The sequence below is a fragment of the Catenibacterium sp. co_0103 genome (genome assembly GCF_004168205.1).
Lineage (GTDB): Bacteria > Bacillota_I > Bacilli_A > Erysipelotrichales > Coprobacillaceae > Catenibacterium > Catenibacterium mitsuoka_A.
Genome location: NZ_RCYB01000041.1, coordinates 1 through 19068 on the forward strand (window position 1 = coordinate 1; position 19068 = coordinate 19068).

General features: G+C 34.7%; 20 protein-coding genes and 1 other RNA gene. 5 read left to right on the forward strand and 16 right to left on the reverse strand.

The window, feature by feature from the left end; translation table 11 throughout:
• The 16 genes from EAI80_RS07875 to EAI80_RS07960 form a co-directional block, all read right to left on the reverse strand.
• Positions 1 to 963: recombinase family protein (locus EAI80_RS07875; protein ID WP_193760860.1), on the reverse strand; the 963-nt coding region annotated here is incomplete at its 3' end.
• A gap of 111 nt (positions 964 to 1074) precedes the next feature.
• Complete coding sequence (locus EAI80_RS07880; protein WP_055225120.1) at positions 1075 to 1290, reverse strand: hypothetical protein; 216 nt, start codon at positions 1288 to 1290, stop codon at positions 1075 to 1077.
• 660 nt (positions 1291 to 1950) lie between these two features.
• Positions 1951 to 3117, reverse strand: a complete 1167-nt coding sequence (locus tag EAI80_RS07895) for an XRE family transcriptional regulator (RefSeq protein WP_009320127.1) — start codon at positions 3115 to 3117, stop codon at positions 1951 to 1953.
• 325 nt (positions 3118 to 3442) lie between these two features.
• Positions 3443 to 3877 carry a winged helix-turn-helix domain-containing protein gene (locus tag EAI80_RS14040; RefSeq protein WP_081021254.1) on the reverse strand — a complete coding sequence of 145 codons (435 nt, stop codon included), beginning with the start codon at positions 3875 to 3877 and terminating at the stop codon, positions 3443 to 3445.
• Positions 3878 to 3908: 31 nt separating this feature from the next.
• Positions 3909 to 4100, reverse strand: coding sequence for a DUF4177 domain-containing protein (locus tag EAI80_RS07905; RefSeq protein WP_009320126.1), 192 nt, complete (start codon positions 4098 to 4100; stop codon positions 3909 to 3911).
• A 16-nt stretch (positions 4101 to 4116) separates the two neighbouring features.
• Complete coding sequence (locus EAI80_RS07910) at positions 4117 to 4338, reverse strand: hypothetical protein (RefSeq protein WP_009320125.1); 222 nt, start codon at positions 4336 to 4338, stop codon at positions 4117 to 4119.
• 239 nt (positions 4339 to 4577) lie between these two features.
• The gene (locus EAI80_RS07915; protein WP_009320123.1) at positions 4578 to 5234 is read right to left on the reverse strand and encodes an ABC-2 transporter permease; all 657 of its coding nucleotides are present in this window, start codon (positions 5232 to 5234) and stop codon (positions 4578 to 4580) included.
• A complete protein-coding gene (locus tag EAI80_RS07920) occupies positions 5231 to 6082 on the reverse strand; it encodes an ABC transporter ATP-binding protein (RefSeq protein WP_004611556.1) in 852 nt (283 codons plus the stop codon). The genes EAI80_RS07915 and EAI80_RS07920 overlap by 4 nt, the downstream gene beginning before the upstream one ends.
• 3 nt (positions 6083 to 6085) lie before the next feature.
• Positions 6086 to 6457 carry a GntR family transcriptional regulator gene (locus tag EAI80_RS07925; RefSeq protein WP_004611555.1) on the reverse strand — a complete coding sequence of 124 codons (372 nt, stop codon included), beginning with the start codon at positions 6455 to 6457 and terminating at the stop codon, positions 6086 to 6088.
• A 192-nt stretch (positions 6458 to 6649) separates the two neighbouring features.
• Positions 6650 to 6784 (reverse strand): helix-turn-helix transcriptional regulator, encoded by a 135-nt coding sequence (locus tag EAI80_RS07930; protein WP_202976623.1) that lies wholly within the window; start codon positions 6782 to 6784, stop codon positions 6650 to 6652.
• A gap of 286 nt (positions 6785 to 7070) precedes the next feature.
• Positions 7071 to 7715: a pyroglutamyl-peptidase I gene (gene pcp, locus EAI80_RS07935; protein WP_129981607.1), complete on the reverse strand. Its 645-nt coding sequence runs from the start codon at positions 7713 to 7715 to the stop codon at positions 7071 to 7073.
• A 12-nt stretch (positions 7716 to 7727) separates the two neighbouring features.
• Positions 7728 to 8666, reverse strand: a complete 939-nt coding sequence (locus tag EAI80_RS07940) for a DUF979 domain-containing protein (RefSeq protein ID WP_129981608.1) — start codon at positions 8664 to 8666, stop codon at positions 7728 to 7730.
• A 2-nt stretch (positions 8667 to 8668) separates the two neighbouring features.
• Positions 8669 to 9370 carry a DUF969 domain-containing protein gene (locus tag EAI80_RS07945; protein ID WP_129981609.1) on the reverse strand — a complete coding sequence of 234 codons (702 nt, stop codon included), beginning with the start codon at positions 9368 to 9370 and terminating at the stop codon, positions 8669 to 8671.
• Positions 9371 to 9516: 146 nt separating this feature from the next.
• Positions 9517 to 10509, reverse strand: coding sequence for a peptidase (locus EAI80_RS07950; RefSeq protein WP_129981610.1), 993 nt, complete (start codon positions 10507 to 10509; stop codon positions 9517 to 9519).
• A 373-nt stretch (positions 10510 to 10882) separates the two neighbouring features.
• Positions 10883 to 12364 carry a glycoside hydrolase family 1 protein gene (locus tag EAI80_RS07955; protein ID WP_129981611.1) on the reverse strand — a complete coding sequence of 494 codons (1482 nt, stop codon included), beginning with the start codon at positions 12362 to 12364 and terminating at the stop codon, positions 10883 to 10885.
• A 144-nt stretch (positions 12365 to 12508) separates the two neighbouring features.
• Positions 12509 to 13600: a MupG family TIM beta-alpha barrel fold protein gene (locus tag EAI80_RS07960; RefSeq protein WP_006504857.1), complete on the reverse strand. Its 1092-nt coding sequence runs from the start codon at positions 13598 to 13600 to the stop codon at positions 12509 to 12511.
• A gap of 189 nt (positions 13601 to 13789) precedes the next feature.
• Between EAI80_RS07960 and EAI80_RS07965 the strand changes: the two genes are divergently transcribed.
• The 5 genes from EAI80_RS07965 (at position 13790) to ssrA (ending at position 18789) form a co-directional block, all read left to right on the forward strand.
• Complete coding sequence (locus tag EAI80_RS07965) at positions 13790 to 15499, forward strand: MraY family glycosyltransferase (protein WP_129981612.1); 1710 nt, start codon at positions 13790 to 13792, stop codon at positions 15497 to 15499.
• 81 nt (positions 15500 to 15580) lie between these two features.
• On the forward strand, positions 15581 to 15802 hold the full coding sequence (gene secG / locus EAI80_RS07970) for a preprotein translocase subunit SecG (protein ID WP_006504859.1): 222 nt from the start codon (positions 15581 to 15583) through the stop codon (positions 15800 to 15802).
• A 51-nt stretch (positions 15803 to 15853) separates the two neighbouring features.
• A complete protein-coding gene (gene rnr / locus EAI80_RS07975) occupies positions 15854 to 17983 on the forward strand; it encodes a ribonuclease R (protein ID WP_129981613.1) in 2130 nt (709 codons plus the stop codon).
• A 5-nt stretch (positions 17984 to 17988) separates the two neighbouring features.
• The gene (gene smpB, locus EAI80_RS07980; RefSeq protein WP_129981614.1) at positions 17989 to 18435 is read left to right on the forward strand and encodes an SsrA-binding protein SmpB; all 447 of its coding nucleotides are present in this window, start codon (positions 17989 to 17991) and stop codon (positions 18433 to 18435) included.
• Position 18436: 1 nt separating this feature from the next.
• Positions 18437 to 18789: a transfer-messenger RNA gene (ssrA, locus tag EAI80_RS07985) on the forward strand.
• Positions 18790 to 19068 lie beyond the last annotated feature (279 nt).

The following is a 19068-nucleotide window of genomic DNA, read 5'->3' on the forward strand; positions in this document are numbered from 1 at the left end:
CCCTGCAAATATCGGCGTTGCTTTTTCCTTTGTCTGTCTACGCCTTGATTTTATCTGTTCTTGCACACGATAGAACACTTCTTTGTCAATAATCGGTTCGTGGGTATTTTCTACTCGAAACCATTCACTTTCGGGCTTACGCACTTTTTTCTTGCTCTTGAATGAAACTGTTGATTGTCGATTATGAACGCTGTTTCCGATATAGACTTCACTTTTTAAAATTGCCTTGACATGAGCAATCGTCCACTCATAACGCTTGCTTTCGGGCTTTCCCTCAAAGATATGTGCAAAAGTACCGTACCTTGTGAAATTCAGCCAAGACGCTGTCGGAACTTTTTCTTCTCGCAGTACCTTTGTGATTTTTGCACTACCGTAACCTTGATAGGCTAGGGAGAAGATTTTTTCAACAATCCATTTTGTTTCCTCATCAACCAGCAGTTTTCCTTTGATGTCGGGGTGTTTCTTATATCCTAACGGAGCATAAGCCCCATAATACGCACCCTCTGCAAATTTTGTCTTAAATGCCGATTTCACTTTACGGCTTGTATCTCTTGCCACCCATTCATTGATGATATTTTTAAATGGTGCAATCTCACTTTCGCCTTTTTCGCTGTCTACCCCGTCGTCAATCGCTATGTAACGGACATTATGGCTGGGAAAATACAATTCTGTATATTGTCCTGTCATAATATAATTTCTGCCAAGTCGGGAAAGGTCTTTCGTTACAACACAGTTGATTTTTCCTGCCTCTATATCTTCAATCATTCTTTGAAAACTCGGTCTTTCAAAATTTGTTCCCGACCAGCCGTCATCAATATACTCATCAATCACATTCAAATGATGTTCTTTTGCATATAGACGCAACATACTTCTTTGTGTGGTAATGCTGGAACTTTCGCCCTGTAATTCATCATCTCGGCTTAACCTAAGATAAAGTGCAGTATTGTAAATCTGTTGTTTCATTGTCAGTTATCCTCCTTTATAACTAACCCATGTTTACAATACCTGCTTGCAAGTAAAGTATAACATGGGTTATTTTTCACATTCAATCTATTTCTTACAACTGCACCGAATTTATGCGATTGTCTGCTTTGCCTTTTCAAGCATAACATCAGTCAGAAGTTCTTCCATTGTCTTTCCCTTTTCAGAAAAATGCTCTTTTACAACAATCTTTGTTTTTCCTCTGTTGCCAATGCCACGCTTATTATTTGTCTTTTCTTGCCTTGTTTTTACAATATCAGCAATAACACATACCCCCCTTTCTGTAAAAATCTTTTCTAAACAATTCAATGGCATTTGTCATAGCCCACAGGAGTTCCACCTCTGCATAGTTCTTATGTAGCCGTACCCATTGCGTGCGACGCTCTGAACGCTCAAGCTGTGGCTGTACGGGAGTATCATTATCAGACAGGACAGGTCATGGCGATAAAAGAGGACAAATCTTTTACAGGAACACAAATAGGTTATCGCTCGCTTTTGCTGGAGAAAGGTCATGGCGTATCTGTTTCAACGGCTCGCTGTCTGTCTAAGGTATTGAATTGCTTTATTCAGTTGTCAAAGAACACAAAAGAAGAAAATCGTCTTTCCTATATATCGCGTTGGAAAAGAGCAAAAGCGTAACCAATATTCAAAACTTTTTTCTTTTCCTGTACCATATAGGGAAAGAAAGTGTCATTCTGCTAAGTTGCTGATGAAAAAACTTCTTTTCATACCCTAACTACCCATGCAACACCGTTATTGCCAACTATGGAATGAAAGATTTTCTTTGCTCCATATAGGGAACGGCAACTGCCAAAGGTTAAGTTGAGAATGAAAATATTTTCTTCTTTCACTCCATATAGGGAATGGAAACCTCGATTTAATGAGTAGTTTTGAAAAAAAGTTAGATTTCCTTTCCTCGCACCATATCTGTACGCAAGTAGCCGTTTTGTTGCAGATTTTTTGAAGAAATTAAAAAATACCGTCATTCCCTTGTGGAACAGCGGTATCTTTCTCAATCATATCTGCTATGTCTGTTGTCATTTGTTTAATTTTTAATTCCTGCTTTTCTGTTAGTCTTGTATGTCTGTCGATTTCTTCCAGATAATTTGCTCCTGTTTGCTTTTCAATCTCTTTTATCATCAATAAAGAGGGCATGACCTGTCTTTCTAACCAACGTTTTGTTTTATCCATATTGACAGCAACAGGCGTCATAATAAACGGAAGTGAAGTCGTTACATTATCTAAAAATATATCCCATAAAATATAAACGGGAAAATCTATCTGTGTGAGGATAAGGCTTGCTATGGTCTGTTCGGGATTTCTTGAAAAAACAAGTTGTTCTATCGTTTGTTCTGCTTTTCCACTTTTTAAACGAATTTCAAATCGGTTCTTAATGTCTGTTTTTATACCTTTGCTTTTTTGTTCCTTTTCTTTTTCATACAAGCAAAAGTAAATAGAACTATTCTTTGAACCGATATAAAAAGTTTTTGCAGTATCTCCATGTGTACCCGATAATTTTCCGCTGTCTACTGCTTCATGGGTTCTTGAACGTTTCCATACCTTGTTGGCATAATAACGTTCCCTTAGAATTTCTATATCCAGCAATCCGCCCATATCATTGACCGCCAAATCTATGCGTTTAAAAACACCTTGATAATCTATACAACTGCTTAAAAAGTAATACCAGTCTATCCCTCTTGCCTGTAAAACATATTCCAAGTTTCGACACCCCATACCTCTTAATTCCAATAAAACACCCATAGAACTATCTTTAGAAGCATTTACACTAATATCCCCATAGATATACTGTTCTTCATAACCAAACATTCCGTAATCTTCATGTATAAAATATTCGCTTTTCATTGCCAGTACATTTTTTATAATTTCCAATGCGTCTGTGGTAGGAAAACGAACACGCAGATAGTCAATCGTTAAAGTGAAAGGCTGTGTACAATTACAATAATCAAGATAATGTAAAAGTATATGTTTCATTTCTTTACTGGCTTTTGTTTTTCCGTTTTCAATTTCATTTAAGTTCTGCCTGCTAATTTGCAATTCCTGTGCCAGTCGTGATTGAGAATAATCACAGGCATTTCTCTTTTGCTTTAATGTTTCAATAAATTCTATATCATTCATGCTTCATTCCTCCAATAAAAAAAGGCATATACTCATAGGAGCATACACCTTGTATCTTATATTTATTTTCTATTGATATGCTGTTTTAGACCTGTCGGGTAAAAAGAATATGGTGTGAAGTGAAATAAGTTCTTATAACCTTATAAATCGTTGCATATCAGCAGTTTTGTATTTATTTTTTCTCTTGTCTTTTGTAATAGTACCCCCCTGTTAGATAACGGGGGCTTTATGGCTCGCTGACGCTCGCCCCACCGTCAGAGTGAACCAGCCGTTTGCCAGCAAAACTGGCATGGCTTGATGTCTTACGACCGCCACCACGTCTGGATCACTCCGGCGGTGTTGCTGTCTTGCCTACCATTTCCTCATTTTCCGTGTACTTATATCCAACACCTCTGACAATGACGATATAGCGTGGTCTGTCCGGCTCCGGCTCAATCTTCTTTCTTAATTTTCGTATGAATGAAGTCAGATTATTAGGGTCTGCCGGATAGTCATATCCCCATACATTTTCATAAATCTGTTCTTTGGTAAAAACCTGCTCCTTATGAGAAATGAGAAAATAAAGTATATCAAACTCTTTTGCTGTAAGCTGTATGATATTGCCTGTTTTGTGTGATACAGTACGAGTAAAAGGATTGATTATAAAATCTGTCCTATCTTGTTGTATATAAGCAGGAGTGGTACATATCTTTTTCGATAGCCATTCAACTGTTTGCTGGAAATAATGTTCTTCATTATCCCAAAATTCTGCTACTAATATCTTCCCATAGTATCACCTGCGCTTTTAAAGATTATTTTTCAAATATCAAATCAATTCTTCTAAAACCGCCATGTGCATCTATTAAAGTAGGAATAAAACCAACATAGGAATATCCCTCTTTAGCATATTTGTTGATTATTTCTTTTGGTTCAGAAGCAGAATGGAATAGCACACCTTTTGCCTCAAATTTCACTTCTACATACTTATATTCTTTCATAATCATCAATACCGCCTTTCAATTATCTAAATGTTTTTCTAATTTCTTCTAATTCTTCTTCGTTTTCAACCCAATTTTCTGCATATCCACATGAACAACAAACATAACGTATTACAGGGATTTTCCCAAATAGCGTATAAGTGCTTGTGTAAATATTATTTCCGCTGGCATGGCGGTTAGGGTTATCTGGAATACGAACAATATCGGTTGAGCCACATTTAGGACATGATTTAGTATTTTTCATTTATATTCTCCTCACAACAGCAATTATTTTTTGTTACGTTTGATAAAAAACCAATATGCAAATACAATCAAGGCAAGAACACATAAAATACTATCCATGAAATCACCCACTTTATATACCTTTCTTTTTATCCTCTTTTTTCTTTTTGCGTTCCTTATATATCTTATTCCTTAAAGGAATACCACCGCACAGCAGTAGTACAACAGCCAATATTGTAAAGTCCATATGATTGCTCCTTTTTAAAATTCTTTTTTGTTCATAATTGACAAACTGATTTTCATTGAAACCAATAACATCAACAAAGCGATAATAATTGCAATAGCGATAAGAACTCCCATGCTTACAGTTGGCATATTATCTAACAGACTAACTAAATCAATATTGAAAATGGCTTCTGCTCCTTTCACGATAACGAGAGTGATTACTGCCAGACCGCCAAATGCACCAATCATAGCAATTCTTCCTTTATCTCCACCGAATTTTAGCTGAAAAGGAAGCATGATTGCTTGAACGACAATCATAATAGGTAAAATCATCAATGAACTCTGTACTAAGTCTGTAATAGGTAATGTATCTTTCAATACAGTTGTAATTATTCCTAAAACAGTTGCCAAAACCCAAGCCATACACCCCAATAATAGACCAAGAAAGTATTTTTCACTCACATAATGATTACGTGTAATAGGTAATGTAAACAGAAACGCATTTCCATTATCAAAATCATCATAACTGATTGTGCTTACTGTAAAAAGTGATACAATGAAACTCAGAAAACCTAATGGGAATATCACATCATCAGTAAATATCATCATTCCGATTACAATCGCCAAAATGAGCAACAGAAAATTTTTCTGTAACATCATCAATTTCAAATCTTTTACGAATAAGCCTTTCATTGTTCTGTCCCCCTTATCATCATGGTAATGACTTCATCTATTGTACCTTTTTCAATGGCAATTTTAGGATAATTCTCCATATAATACTGTTTCTGATTTGTCAGACAGCTATATCCATATGTTTCTTTTTTGGAACGCAATATAAACTGTTTATCCAGCTTGCTGTATTGTTCTGCGTCTACTTTTAATAAAGCATAGTCACTAAGAAGAACGTCCGTATCTTCATGCAGAATAATTTTTCCGTCATGTATCATATAAAGGTCATCACATAGCGACTCCAAATCACTGGATATATGAGAGCTGATTAAAATGGAGCGTTCTTCATCTTTTTCCAGAAATTCTCTTAACATTTCAAGCAATTCGTCTCTTGCGATTACATCTAAACCTGCTGTCGGTTCGTCCAGTATCAGCAGTTTTGCATTGTGTGAAATTGCAACCAGCACTTTTAATTTTGCTTTCATTCCTGTTGAAAATTCTTTTATCTGTTTATTCATAGGTAGTTGAAATTTCTGTACCTGTTCTATAAATAGTGATTTGTCGAATTTTGAGTACATATTCTGCAATATAGGGATAATATCTTTTATCTTCAGATACCCACTAAAACCAGAATCCGACAATACTACACCCAATTCCTCTTTATCTTTTGCTGTGAAGTCTTTTCTGTCCTTTCCAAGTATGGTAATATTTCCGCCGTCAGTTGAAATCAAACCTAATATCGCCTTAAATGTTGTGCTTTTTCCAGCACCATTTTGTCCAATCAAGCCTGTTACACATCCAGACATAAGCTCTAATGAACAATCAAGAGAAAAATTATCATAATGCTTTTTCAAGTGTTCAATTTTTAACATACATCAACCCTCCAATATCAACTCAAATAAACTTTTTATATCTTCATCACTAATACCACATCGTCTGCCTTTTTGGATAGCCTGCTCCAAATCCGCTTCCAATTCTTTTTTCTGTTCTTCCAAAAGCAGTTCTGTATTTGTAGCCGCTACATAAGTGCCTTTTCCATGTACTGTAACCGTAAAACCCTCACTTTCCAAATTGTCGTAAGCTTTTTTTACAGTTAAAGCACTTATTTTTAGTTCCTTAGAAAGTGTACGGACAGATGGAAGATTGTCGTTTTCCTTTAGTTCCCCGTTGCGTATGAGCATTTTAATCTGGTCAACAATCTGTTCATATATGGGAACCATTAGGGAAGTATTGATTATAATTTTCATTCTTTATATCCTTCCTTCTTTTCTTGATAACAGTATATAACAGTTACAAACTGTTGTCAAGTGTTATATAGTGTTTATTTTAAATTTTCTTTTGAAATTAAAAACATGCAAATCAATATAGAAATGCATGTTAAAAAATATAGTATTCTATTGTAATTCCTTTAACGCAAGCAGGTGTTTCATGGATTGTTTCTAATATCCTTTTGTTGGGGAAACTCCCTTTTCCCACTTCGAAATAGTTTGTCGCACAACGTTCAAAGCTTCTGCAACGTTTTCTTGCGTTAAGCCTTTTCGTTTTCTAAATATTTTCAAATTCTTGCTTAACATTTTATGGCTCCTCCTTCATTTGTTTGCTTTATATATACCTTAAATAGTTGCGTTGCACAAGCAACACATATTAACATAGCGTAATTTTATCGTATCAGTAGGTTTATTTTTGCAACAAAGCAACATTTTCACTCAATCTTCGGCACCTTTCAAATACATAGATTTCGCCATGGTGAAAACAGTAGTGCCAGGCACTATTAACAAATACTTATCCCATCTCCTTATTAATCAATCATTGATTGTAGGGTTTAAGGGCAAGAAAAAAACTCTGTATTAAATACAGAGTTTAGTGAGTCTGACCTTCAACAGTCTTGATATCTTCCTGGTTTTCACCAATAGCTTTAACAGCTGCTTCAATACCAGTTACAATCTGTTCAAGACTTAATGATGGAGCAATTGGCTTACGGTTAATAACCTGGCTAGTGATGAATGGAACATGCATGAATCCACCACGAACATCTGGATATTTATTTGCAAGTGTATAAAGTACACCATACATTAAATGGTTACATACATAAGTACCAGCAGTATTAGAAACACTTGCAGGAACACCTGCTTTACGAATTTCTTCAGCCATTGCCTTAATTGGTAATGTAGCGAAATAAGCTGTTTCTCCATCTGCGAATACTGGACCATCTAAAGGCTGATTTCCTTCATTATCAGGAATACGTGCATCATTGATATTGATTGCAACACGTTCTGGGTTTAAATCAAAACGTCCCCCAGCCTGTCCAATACATAATACAGCATCTGGTTTTTCTTTTTCAATTGCAGCAGCTACTGTATCGATAGATTTGTAGAATACTGTAGGAACCATAAGTTTTACAACTTCTACATCTCCTACCTGATCAGAAACTCTTTTAACAGCTTCCCAGGCAGGATTGATTGGTTCGCCACCAAATGGGTCGAAACCTGTTAATAATAATTTCATTTGAAAGCCTCCTTAGAATGCTAAAACATACATTAAGATAATATGAATTACTAACATAATTAATGCAACTGGACCCTGAGTCATAATAATTCTGTATTTATTCTTAGTTTCCAGCAATGCAGCAGGCATGATATTGAAGTTTGCAGCCATAGGAGTCATTAATGTACCACAGTAACCTGCAGTTAAACCTAAAGCACCAACAACAATAGCATTTGCACCCTGTGCAATTAAGAATGGATAACCGATACCTACTGTAATAACAGCGAAAGCAGCGAAACCATTACCCATGATCATTGTAAATAATGCCATACCTACACAATAGAAGATAACTGCAATTAAGTGATTTCCTTCAGGGATAAGTGCACCTACACCAGCAGCGATAACAGCACCTACACCAGCTGCAGTAAATAATGAACCTAATGCAGATAATACCTGAGGTAATATACCTGTAGAACCAACATTATCATTTAATCTAACACCATCTTTGAAAGGTGTAGATAGTTTTGGTTTAAAGATAATATATGCAACGATTAATGCAGCAGCAGCACTAATACCAATCGCATTGTTTGCACCAAGATTTGGTAAGAAAGTTGCAACTAATACGGCAACAAGAGCTAAGCATACTGGTGGGATAAATGATTTATATCCATATTTGTCTGCATTATCACGAGTTTCCTTAGCAGTTGGGATATGTCTTGCAGCTGGCTTTACTAAACCTAAACCAGATAATACAGCAAGAAGAACAACGATTAAACCAGTAATCCAAGTTGGAATATATGGTCCAACCATAAATGTAACAGCAATTAAGAACCAGAAAATGGCAGTAGTTACTGGCTTTTCACAGTCTTTGTTAGTTAAGGCATTAAACCCTGTTGCAGCAAAGATTGCACCAATGACGCAGTAGAATACTTCTGCAATAATAGTGGCTGTATTCCATTCAATTTGTAACATTGTTATTTGCCTCCTTTTCCATATTTCTTATTAAGTTTCTTATCGAACCATAAAGCATAAGCTCCACCAACAAAAACAGAAATAACTGCAATTGGAATAGACCATAATGCGATCTGGTTAGCAGTAACAACCTGGTCAATACCATGTGACTTAAATAATTCGTTTAAAGTTGCAACAATAAGTAATGTTCCTGAAGCACCCATGAAACAGTTCTGAGCAAAGAAGTTACCATAGTTTTCAGTAGCTGCAGCCATACCTTTGATCTCATCTTCTGTATCTTCATCAATATCACCATATTTCGCAATCGCAGCAGCCTGAGCCATTGGATTGATTAATGGACGGATGAACTGTGGATGACCACCAATTCTTAATGAGAATGCAGACGCAACAGTACGAACGCCTTCCCAGATCACTAACAAGCGACCTGTAGTAGCATTCTTAATACCCTTAATCAAGTCTACCGCTTTATCACGTAAGCCCATACGTTCACATAGACCTACAACTGGTAAAGTTAAAATAAATAAAGTTGCTGTACGGTTAGTTAAAAAGGCTGTACCTAGTGTATTTAAAATGTCCATGATAGACATACCACTGATTAAACCTGTTACTAAACCAGCAACAACAACTGTTGCAAGAGTATCGAATTTCATTACAAACCCAATAACGACAATTACGATACCAATAAGTTTAATAGCATCATTCATATGTTTTTCCTCTTCCTTCGTAAAATTTCAAAATAATTATACCAATAAATGTCGCTATATGCAAATTGATAGAGATAATGTTTCATTAAAATACAAATTGAACACCCTTACATTTTACGATATTTGAACAAACAAAAAGAGGAGCACTATAATACTCCCCATTCAATCGGCTGAATTGCCTTGGCATGTCCATCTTTCATGATAACTTTATCATCTACAATAATAGTTGGATTATGTGTCACTAAATCAAAATGTCCACGCGCATTATGACTGCCTCCTAAGGCAAGATTTCTACCAAAACCAATATGGAATGTGCCAAAAGCAGACTCATCTTCAATATAGCTGGCTCCACGACACTTAGATATTGTATTTAAACCTATTCCAAATTCTGCGGCACAATACATTTCTAAATCATCAAATGATTCTAAGTATTCTTTCAGTTTACGTCCATCTTCCGTATCTTCGATATAAGTGATATAACCATTCTCTATTTTTATTTCTACAGGTTTATCCACTATTCCTATGTATCCCATTGATCCATCTAATATAAGTGTCCCATTTGTATGATATTCTACTGGTGGTATATAGATTTCAAAGCTTGAAGAAGAACATTTTCCTACTTCCCATAATGAACCATGGAAGATGCCTGGAAATCGATCTGTAATATCAAAGGTGAGGTCTGTACCACGTTTAGTCGTGACATGTATTGTTTTTGCATCACGTAATTCCCAGAACATTGGCATACCTAACATTGTGGCTTCATCAGGATCCATTTTTAAGAATTCCTGTTCAAATAATGATTCACCATTATTTGTAGACATTGGCATGGATAAGAACTGTGCGCCACGTGAAAGTGCATAGTTCACAGCATCTGTTGTAATAAATGAATAATTCGTTGCACCTACTATCGCATCTGCTTTAGCCATTTCCCATTTTAAATCATCTATACTTTTACCATTTTGTATTTCATGTGATTTTAACTGGACAACTTTACATCTAGCACCAATATGATCACATGCTTTTGAGAAGGCATCTGCTTCTTTAAGTTTTGTTTCATCTGTCACAAAATATACTAAATTATCTTTTGTAAGATGGAGCCAGTCTTCTACAACTATTCTTGCTCCTTCATTTATATTCATGTAAAATCAACCTCCAATGGTTATTATATATAAAATCAACATTTCTTGCGATACATATGATATAAAACTACTCAACAACTTGTATTGCAGTTCAAACAGATACGACTCCTTCTACTCTTGTACGTATCGCAAAGAAGCTAGGTTATTCAGTAAGTTTAGAAAACTTGGTGTAGATGCAAGAATCTATACAGATGGACACCTATTACCAGAAGTACTCAATAATAATGGTGTCCTTATGACTGCCATCACTTGTATTGGCTAGAATGATTTATCTCATCTTGTGAATGCATCACTCTATGTATCTACAAGAGAAAAATCTTATAAGAAAAACTGGCGCAATTAACAGAATCACGCCAGTTCAGTAATTCAATTCTTAAGAATTAAAAATAGAGTCTCCATTTGTTTCAATGATTTCTTTATATTCTTCATAAGAATCTTTTAGTTTTCTTTCAAGTGTTCCATGTCCATCATTAAAACGATCAACATAGACAAAACCATAACGCTTCTTCATTTCTCCAGTACCTGCAGAAACAACATCAATAGGTCCCCAATATAAATAACCCATGCATTCAACACCATCTAGAATGGCTTCATGAACATACTTTAAATGTTCCTTAATATAGTACATTCTATATTCATCATGAATATGTCCTGTTTCATCTAGATTTTCATCTAATCCAATACCATTTTCTACAATAAAGAGTGGTAAATGATAACGATCATATAAGATATTCATAACATAACGGATACCTTTTGGATCAACTGGCCAGCACCAAGGTTCTGGTGAACATTCCTTTACAAATGGATTAGCACGTCCTTTTAATCCACCTGTATTACCATCCATATCAACAGACTGATCATATGTACTAGAACGATAATAACTAAATGAGAAGAATGCGACTGTATTTTCTTTTATTAACTGTAATTCATCATCTCTCATTTCAGGTGCACAGTCATGTTCTCTCCATACACGTTTTACATAACCAGGAATTTCTCCTAAACAGAAGACATCACCAAAATAGAAGTTATTTAATCTTACTGTATTATATGCCCCAAAGACATTATCAGGATTGCAGTCATATGGATATGTCGCAACAGATGAACATGTTAACATACATCCTACCTGCGCATCCTTATCAATCTCACGGCATAGTTTAACTGTCCAGGCATTGGCTACACAGATATTATAGTAAGCAAGCCACTTATCTTTTTCAGTTGTTGAACCAATAGGATCACTTGGATCATTTGGATTATCAATAGTCAATACTCCACCAGCAACTAGTGGGTTAATCATCATATTATTGACTTCATTAAAAGTAAGCCAGTATTTTACTTTACCCTTATATCTCTTAAATACTGTAGTGACATAACGTTTCCAGAAGTCAATGAGTTTACGATTACTCCATCCTCCATATTCAGTAATAAGATGTAGAGGTGTTTCATAATGACTTAATGTGATCACTGGTTCCATACCCAGTTCCAACATTGTTTCAATCATATCATCATAGAAAGCTAAACCTTTTTCATTAGGTGTTTCTTCATCCCCGTTAGGGAAGATTCTACCCCAGGCAATAGATGTTCTAAAGCAGTTAAAGCCCATACCAGACATTAACTTTAAGTCTTCTTTATATCTATGATAGAAATCAATGGCTTCGTGACTTAAGTATGCTTTATTAGGATCTAAGCACATTTCATATTTCTTTGTTTCTTCATTCCATTTAATACCAGGATCCTTAGAACCAATACCAACCATCACATCAGTGACATTAGGTTCCTTACCATCTTCTAGCCAGGCACCTTCACATTGATTGGCAGCAACAGCGCCACCCCATAAAAAATTCTTTGGAAAACTCATATTCTTTTCCTCCTATGATTCTATTCTAATCCAAAATAAGAAAAAATATGTTGTTCTTCCTATTTATGAAAAATATTTCTAAATATGAAAATATGTGAATCTCGCGTTAAAAGGCTATATGCATCATGCATATAGCCTCAACTATTATTTAATAATTTTGAAATAGTGACCTGGTTCAATCATGTCTAAGAACATCATTTCTTCTTCTTTTACATGACCACAAAGGTTTCTTTCACCATCATTTGGAATATCTCTTAATGCGATTTCTAATTCACCACGATAATGAGCTAAATTATCATTAACGATTAATACATCACCACGATGGAACATCTTCTGTTCTGTTTCACGATGTGGGATACTTTCATTCTTATACTTTACTCTACTTCCAGATGAACGTAAGAAGAATGAAGAATGATCATAACGGTCCCAATGTGGATAGTAATCATAAATGATTTCCTTTTCAACATCTGATAAACCTTCTACTTCATCAATCTTGAAGCAGATGTTCTGGTAATCAACTTCTGATAAAGCTTTTAATTCTTCTTCTGAAGCATAAGCATTACCAATGATAATATCATCAACATCTCCAGTTGCAAGCATTAAACGAGCCTGTAAATCAATTGGAAGACCTCTTAAGATTTCTACTGTTGGTAATCCACAGAATACATTCCAAGGACCATGTGTATGTGGCTGGTTGCTTGATACGAATGCAGCTGTATGAAGATTTAATGATTTCCAATAAGCATTGAAGTTAACGAAATAGTTCCAGTCTAAACCAGAATATCTTTCTGGGAAGAAGTTATGACAGATAATAACCTGATCCTTGTTTCCTCCCTGTTCTAATAATAATTCAACACCCTGGTCCATAGAACCGTTGAATTCAATCTGAATATTATAAGGGTTTCTAGTAACCTGGATATCTCCTGTAGTACCAAATGAACCATCTAAACGGATAATATCTACACCCATATCATGGAATGGTTTTAAATCACTATAAGTAGCTCCTAAATGTTTAAATACTTCTGGGTTAGTATCTACTGCAACAACATAACCTAAAGAATGTGCCTTATCCATGAATTCTCCAAAGTCCTTCATGATCTTTTCTTTTGGATCATTCACTGATAATAAACAAGTAAAGATTCTTGAGAAGCCATACTTAGCAGCAAGTTCTAAGTAATCATAAACTTCTTTCTGAGTTGATTTTTCAGGATAAACTGAAATTCCTAAGCGATGCATAATAAATCCTCCTATTTTTATTTTCCGATAACATTATATCATTTATACCAACAAAAACAACATGTATTTTACATGGTATAAATACGCTCTATCTATATTATACAATAGTTGATTTAGTTTACGTTAGATTTCATTATTTTGCACATGCTTTCTATTTGATATATAATGAGCATAATAAGGAGGGCTTCTATGACACTCAATAATATATTAGCGTTCTGTGTGACATTCATTATATCTGTCATCCTAACCCCTTTTATCGGTAAAATCACAAAAGAAATGGGTATAATAGCTCATACTAATAATAGAACTGTACATCACGGTATTATTCCTCGTACGGGTGGATATGCCATCTATGTGGCATTCCTTATAGGGGCAATGGTATTCCTTAAAACAGATAATCAGATCAACTCTATATTAATAGGTGGTTTGATTGTTTTCTTATTCGGCTTATATGATGATATTCATGACCTTCCTCCAAAGATGAAGGTTCTTGGACAGGTCGCTGCAGCACTTATAGTCATATTTTATGGTGGTATATCTTTAAAGGGATTTACTATTCCTTATATTCCTACTATTCTTTCTTATTCTATTGCCTTAATAATCACTCTAGGATGGATTGTAGGTATTACCAATGCAGTAAACCTCATTGATGGGTTAGATGGTTTATGTGGTGGAATATCCATGATTGTATTGATTACTACAGGACTCATTTCTATACATTATGGACGTACAGATATCACTTCATTAACACTCTTACTTGCAGGATCCATTGGAGGATTCTTAGTATTTAACTTCCATCCTGCAAAAATATTTATGGGTGACTGTGGGGCTTTATTTATTGGCTTCATGTTATCTGTGATTTCTTTATTAGGTTTTGGATTTAAGACCTCTACATTCTTTACTTTAGGGGCACCTATTGTCGTACTCGCAGTACCTATCATGGATACACTCATTGCGATTATTAGACGTAAGGTTCATCATCAACGCTTTGATGAAGCAGATAAAGGACATTTACATCATAAATTGATGTTCTCACTAGAACTAGGTCAGACTAAGAGTGTGCTTATTCTATATATTGCGACTGCATTATTCTCTATCTGCTCATTTATCCATATATATAGTGTGACTGCATCTATTCTATTATTCGCATTATTACTCCTTGTATTTGAGATATTCGTGGAATATACCAATATGATTTCACGTAAATATAAACCAATTCTTACTATTCTCAATATATTCTTAAAAAGAGATGATTTACCAAAAATCAAAGAATCTAAGACATATTTAATGATAGCAAAAAGACATCATCTGAAATATATTCTTATTGGGTTCTTATGTGCTGTGATCACAGTAAGTGGCGTCCTTGTTTATCATAATCATAATGATAAGAAGCCAGTAGTAAATACTCCAGTCATTACTTATGAGATGCCAAATCATCCTACTTCTTTAATGAAATCAGTACATGAAGATATTAATGCATCTCATACTAAGAGAAATACATGTCAGAATGTTGCTGCATTATTTGCGATTGATTTCTTTACTATCTCTAATAAGAAGAAAGATGAGATTGGTGGTGCGCAGTATTTCTATAGTGATCGTTTAGATAACTTTGAAGAGTTTGCAAAGTCTAGTTATTATGCAAATGTGAATGATATGATTGCGAATAAAACAAATCTTGATGAAGTCACAACATATGAAGTGAACTATACAAGAGCATCCGATGTCACATTAAGTGGTTTAGAGGATTATGAATATACGGATGTTGGATTAGAAATTACATTTAATAAAAAGAATTTCTACTACAACTATCAAACAATTAATATTAAAGTAACACTTATAGAAAAGAATAACCGTTTTAGTATTGTATCCCTTGACTTCAACGATGGTGCGAACGAATAAAGGTGTTGTAATCAATATATTTTTATGATATTATTTATTCGCTAATGTAGAAAAAGTCTAAAAGAGAAGGAGGCAGGAAAAATGTTAGAAGTACTTTTGATCATTGTTTCTATAGCCCTAATTATTGTGTGTCTTTTACAAACGGGAAAAACTGATGGTATTGTTAATGCATTAACTGGCCAGAGCTCTAATCTTTTTGCACAGCAAAAAGAAAGAGGTGTGGATTTAGTTCTTACACGTATTACTGTAGGACTAGGTATTGCATTCTTTGTTATCGCAATTCTTATTAAAATGGCAGGATAATAATAAAGGGGCACTTATGAGTGCCTCTTTTCTTTTGTTGGAGGTGAATATATGAAAGAAGATGTTTTAGAATTATTAAAGAATAAAGACTTAAAAGATAGAAGAATAGATGCTCTAGCAAGTGCACTACATTATGATTCTACTGAAGAATATATCGCATTTGTAAAGCTTATGAATAAATTAGAAGAAGATGGTGAAGTGATTAGAGATAATCATAATAACTATCATTTAATAGATGATTTCCATTATTTAAAAGGTGTTTTGAGTTTAAATAAAAAGGGATTTGGTTTTGTAAAGGTTGATGAAGAAACTGAATACTATATTAATAGTAAGAACCTCAATGGTGCTTTTGATCAGGATGAGGTTATGATTGAAACAACTATCTATAGAGGAAAACCTGAAGGACGTGTTGTAAAGATCATTAAACGTGGTATGACTCGACTTGTTGGATTAGTCAGAAAAGGTAGAAGAGAACTCATCATCATGCCTGATGATCCTAAGTTTACTGATTGGATTTATGTAGATGAAGCCCATGCACATGGCGCTATGCCTGGACATAAGGTTGTTGTAGAGATTAAGAAGTACAAGCCTTATTTAAAGGGTGATATTGTTAAGATTATTGGTCATAAGAATGATCCTGGTGTTGATATCTTATCTGTTGTGAATAAGTATGATGTAGATATTGATTTCCCACAAGCAGTCTATGATGAGATTGAGTCTATTCCTCAGTCTATTGATCCAAGTGATATTCCTAATCGTTTAGATATTAGAGATTGGCAGATTGTGACTATTGATGGTGATGATGCCAAGGATTTAGATGATGCGATTTCTTTAAAGAAATTAGATAATGGGAATTATCAGTTAGGTGTTCATATTGCGGATGTTTCATTCTATGTGAATGAAGGAACTGAATTAAATAAGGAAGCGATTAGAAGAGGAACTTCTATTTATCTTGTAGATAGAGTGATTCCTATGCTGCCTCATAAGTTATCTAATGGGATCTGTTCACTTAATGAAGGTGTGGACCGTTATGCAATTAGCTGTATTATGGAGATCAATGATAAGGGACAGGTTGTAGATCATAATATCTACCCTACTGTTATTAGAAGTTCTCATCGTATGACATACAATAATGTGAATGCAATTCTTGCAGGTCATAAAGGATTAAAGAAGAAATACAGTGATTCTGTTGAATTATTCTTTAATATGAAAGAATTAGCTGCTATCTTAAGAAAAAAGAGAGATCGTCGTGGTGCGATTGACTTTGATGTAGATGAAGCAAAGGTTCTTGTAGATGATAAAGGACGTGCTGTAGATGTTGTCTTAAGAAATCGTGGTGAGAGTGATCATATTATTGAAGAATTCATGTTATGTGCTAATGAATCAGTGGCTGAACACTTTAAATGGATGGATGTACCTTTCATCTATCGTATACATGAGTATCCTAAGAAAGAGAAGTTACAACAATTTGTTTCCATTGCGAAGCCTTTGGGTTATACTATTCATGGGTCTCTTGAAAAGATCAACCCTCATGAATTAGCACGTATGATTGAAGAATCTAAGGGAACACCTGAGCATGATATTATTTCTACATTATTATTAAGATCAATGCAGAAAGCACGTTATGATGCTCAATGTCTTGGACACTTCGGTCTTGCGGATGAATTCTATACACACTTCACATCACCTATTAGACGTTATCCAGACTTATTGGTACATCGTTTGATTAGAACTTACTTATTTAAGAATGATTATTCTAGAATGAATGAGTTTGAAGAAATGATTCCAGTACTTGCTGAACAGTCTTCTAATCGTGAAAGAATTGCGATTGATATTGAACGTGAAGTAGAAGATATGAAGAAAGCTGAATTTATGTCTCATCATGTTGGTGAGGTATTTGATGGTTATATTTCTTCTATTACAAGTTTTGGATTCTTTGTATCACTTCCTAATACCATCGAAGGTCTTGTTCATATGACTTCCTTAACAGATGATTATTATGTTTATGATGAAAAGAATCTTATTCTTATCGGTGAACATACAGGACGTATGTTCAAGATGAGTGATCCAGTAAAAGTCAGAGTAATTGAAGCAAATAAGCTAGAAAAGACAATTGACTTCGAGCTTGTAAAAGCTGGAAGTCATAGAAAGAAGAAAAGAAAATTCCGTACAAGAAGGTAATATATATGAAAATCATCTCAAATAACAAAAAAGCATATCATGATTATTTTATCCTAGAAACTTTTGAAGCAGGTATTGAACTAAAAGGTACTGAAATCAAGTCTATTCGCAAAGGCAGTGCCAACCTTAGGGACTGTTTTGTAAGAATTAAAGACCATGAAGCTTTTATTGAGAATATGTATATTGCCCCTTATGAAAATGGAAATATCTTTAATCATGAACCTAGACGTATTAGAAAACTATTGCTTCATAAGAAAGAAATTAGTAAACTAGAGAAGAAGGTTCGTGAGGATGGTTTAACAATCATTCCTACAAAGCTTTACTTCAATACCTCAAAAGCAAAGTTAGAAATTGCTCTTGCAAAAGGTAAGAAGCTTTATGACAAGCGTAATGATTTAAAAGAAAAAGATGCTAAGCGCGATATTGAGAAAGCTCTCAAACGCGCTTATTAATGGGGGCGTCTTGGATTCGACAGGGGTCAGTTTGAATCAGGCAGCAGTCGTTGGCAAACGTTACATGCACAAACAAATATCTGGAAACAGAACAAATTACGCTTTCGCTTAATAGTCGACATAGACTTGCGAATGCAGACCTATCTGCGCTTACACCTTTAGAGTCTGTAACATAACCTGTAAGATAAGGGATATAGGATGTTCTGACTATATTCATGAAAATCAATCAGAAATCGGTATGCGAAAGATTGCTTATTGATCGTAACATACTTAAATTGATTCAATAAGATAAACTGTAGACACCTGATATGGAACGGCTTTTGGACGGGGGTTCGATTCCCCCCGCCTCCACCAAATTTAAGAGTTAAAATGGATGTCATCAAAAAAACTGATGAAATCAACATTTTTTAAGATATTTTAAAGAATCAAAAAATAGCGATTTATGTGGGTGTCACTACCTAGAAATCGCTATTTTTTACTTTAAAGATGAGGTAAAATGGATGTAATGAAAGTAAAGATTGCAGATTATTTATGTTTGATGGAAATTATTAGATAATTTGAATACCCATAATCTACAGGTAACGATTTAAGAGAAGTGTGGAGCAGAAATATTCAGGATATAGACTATTTGTC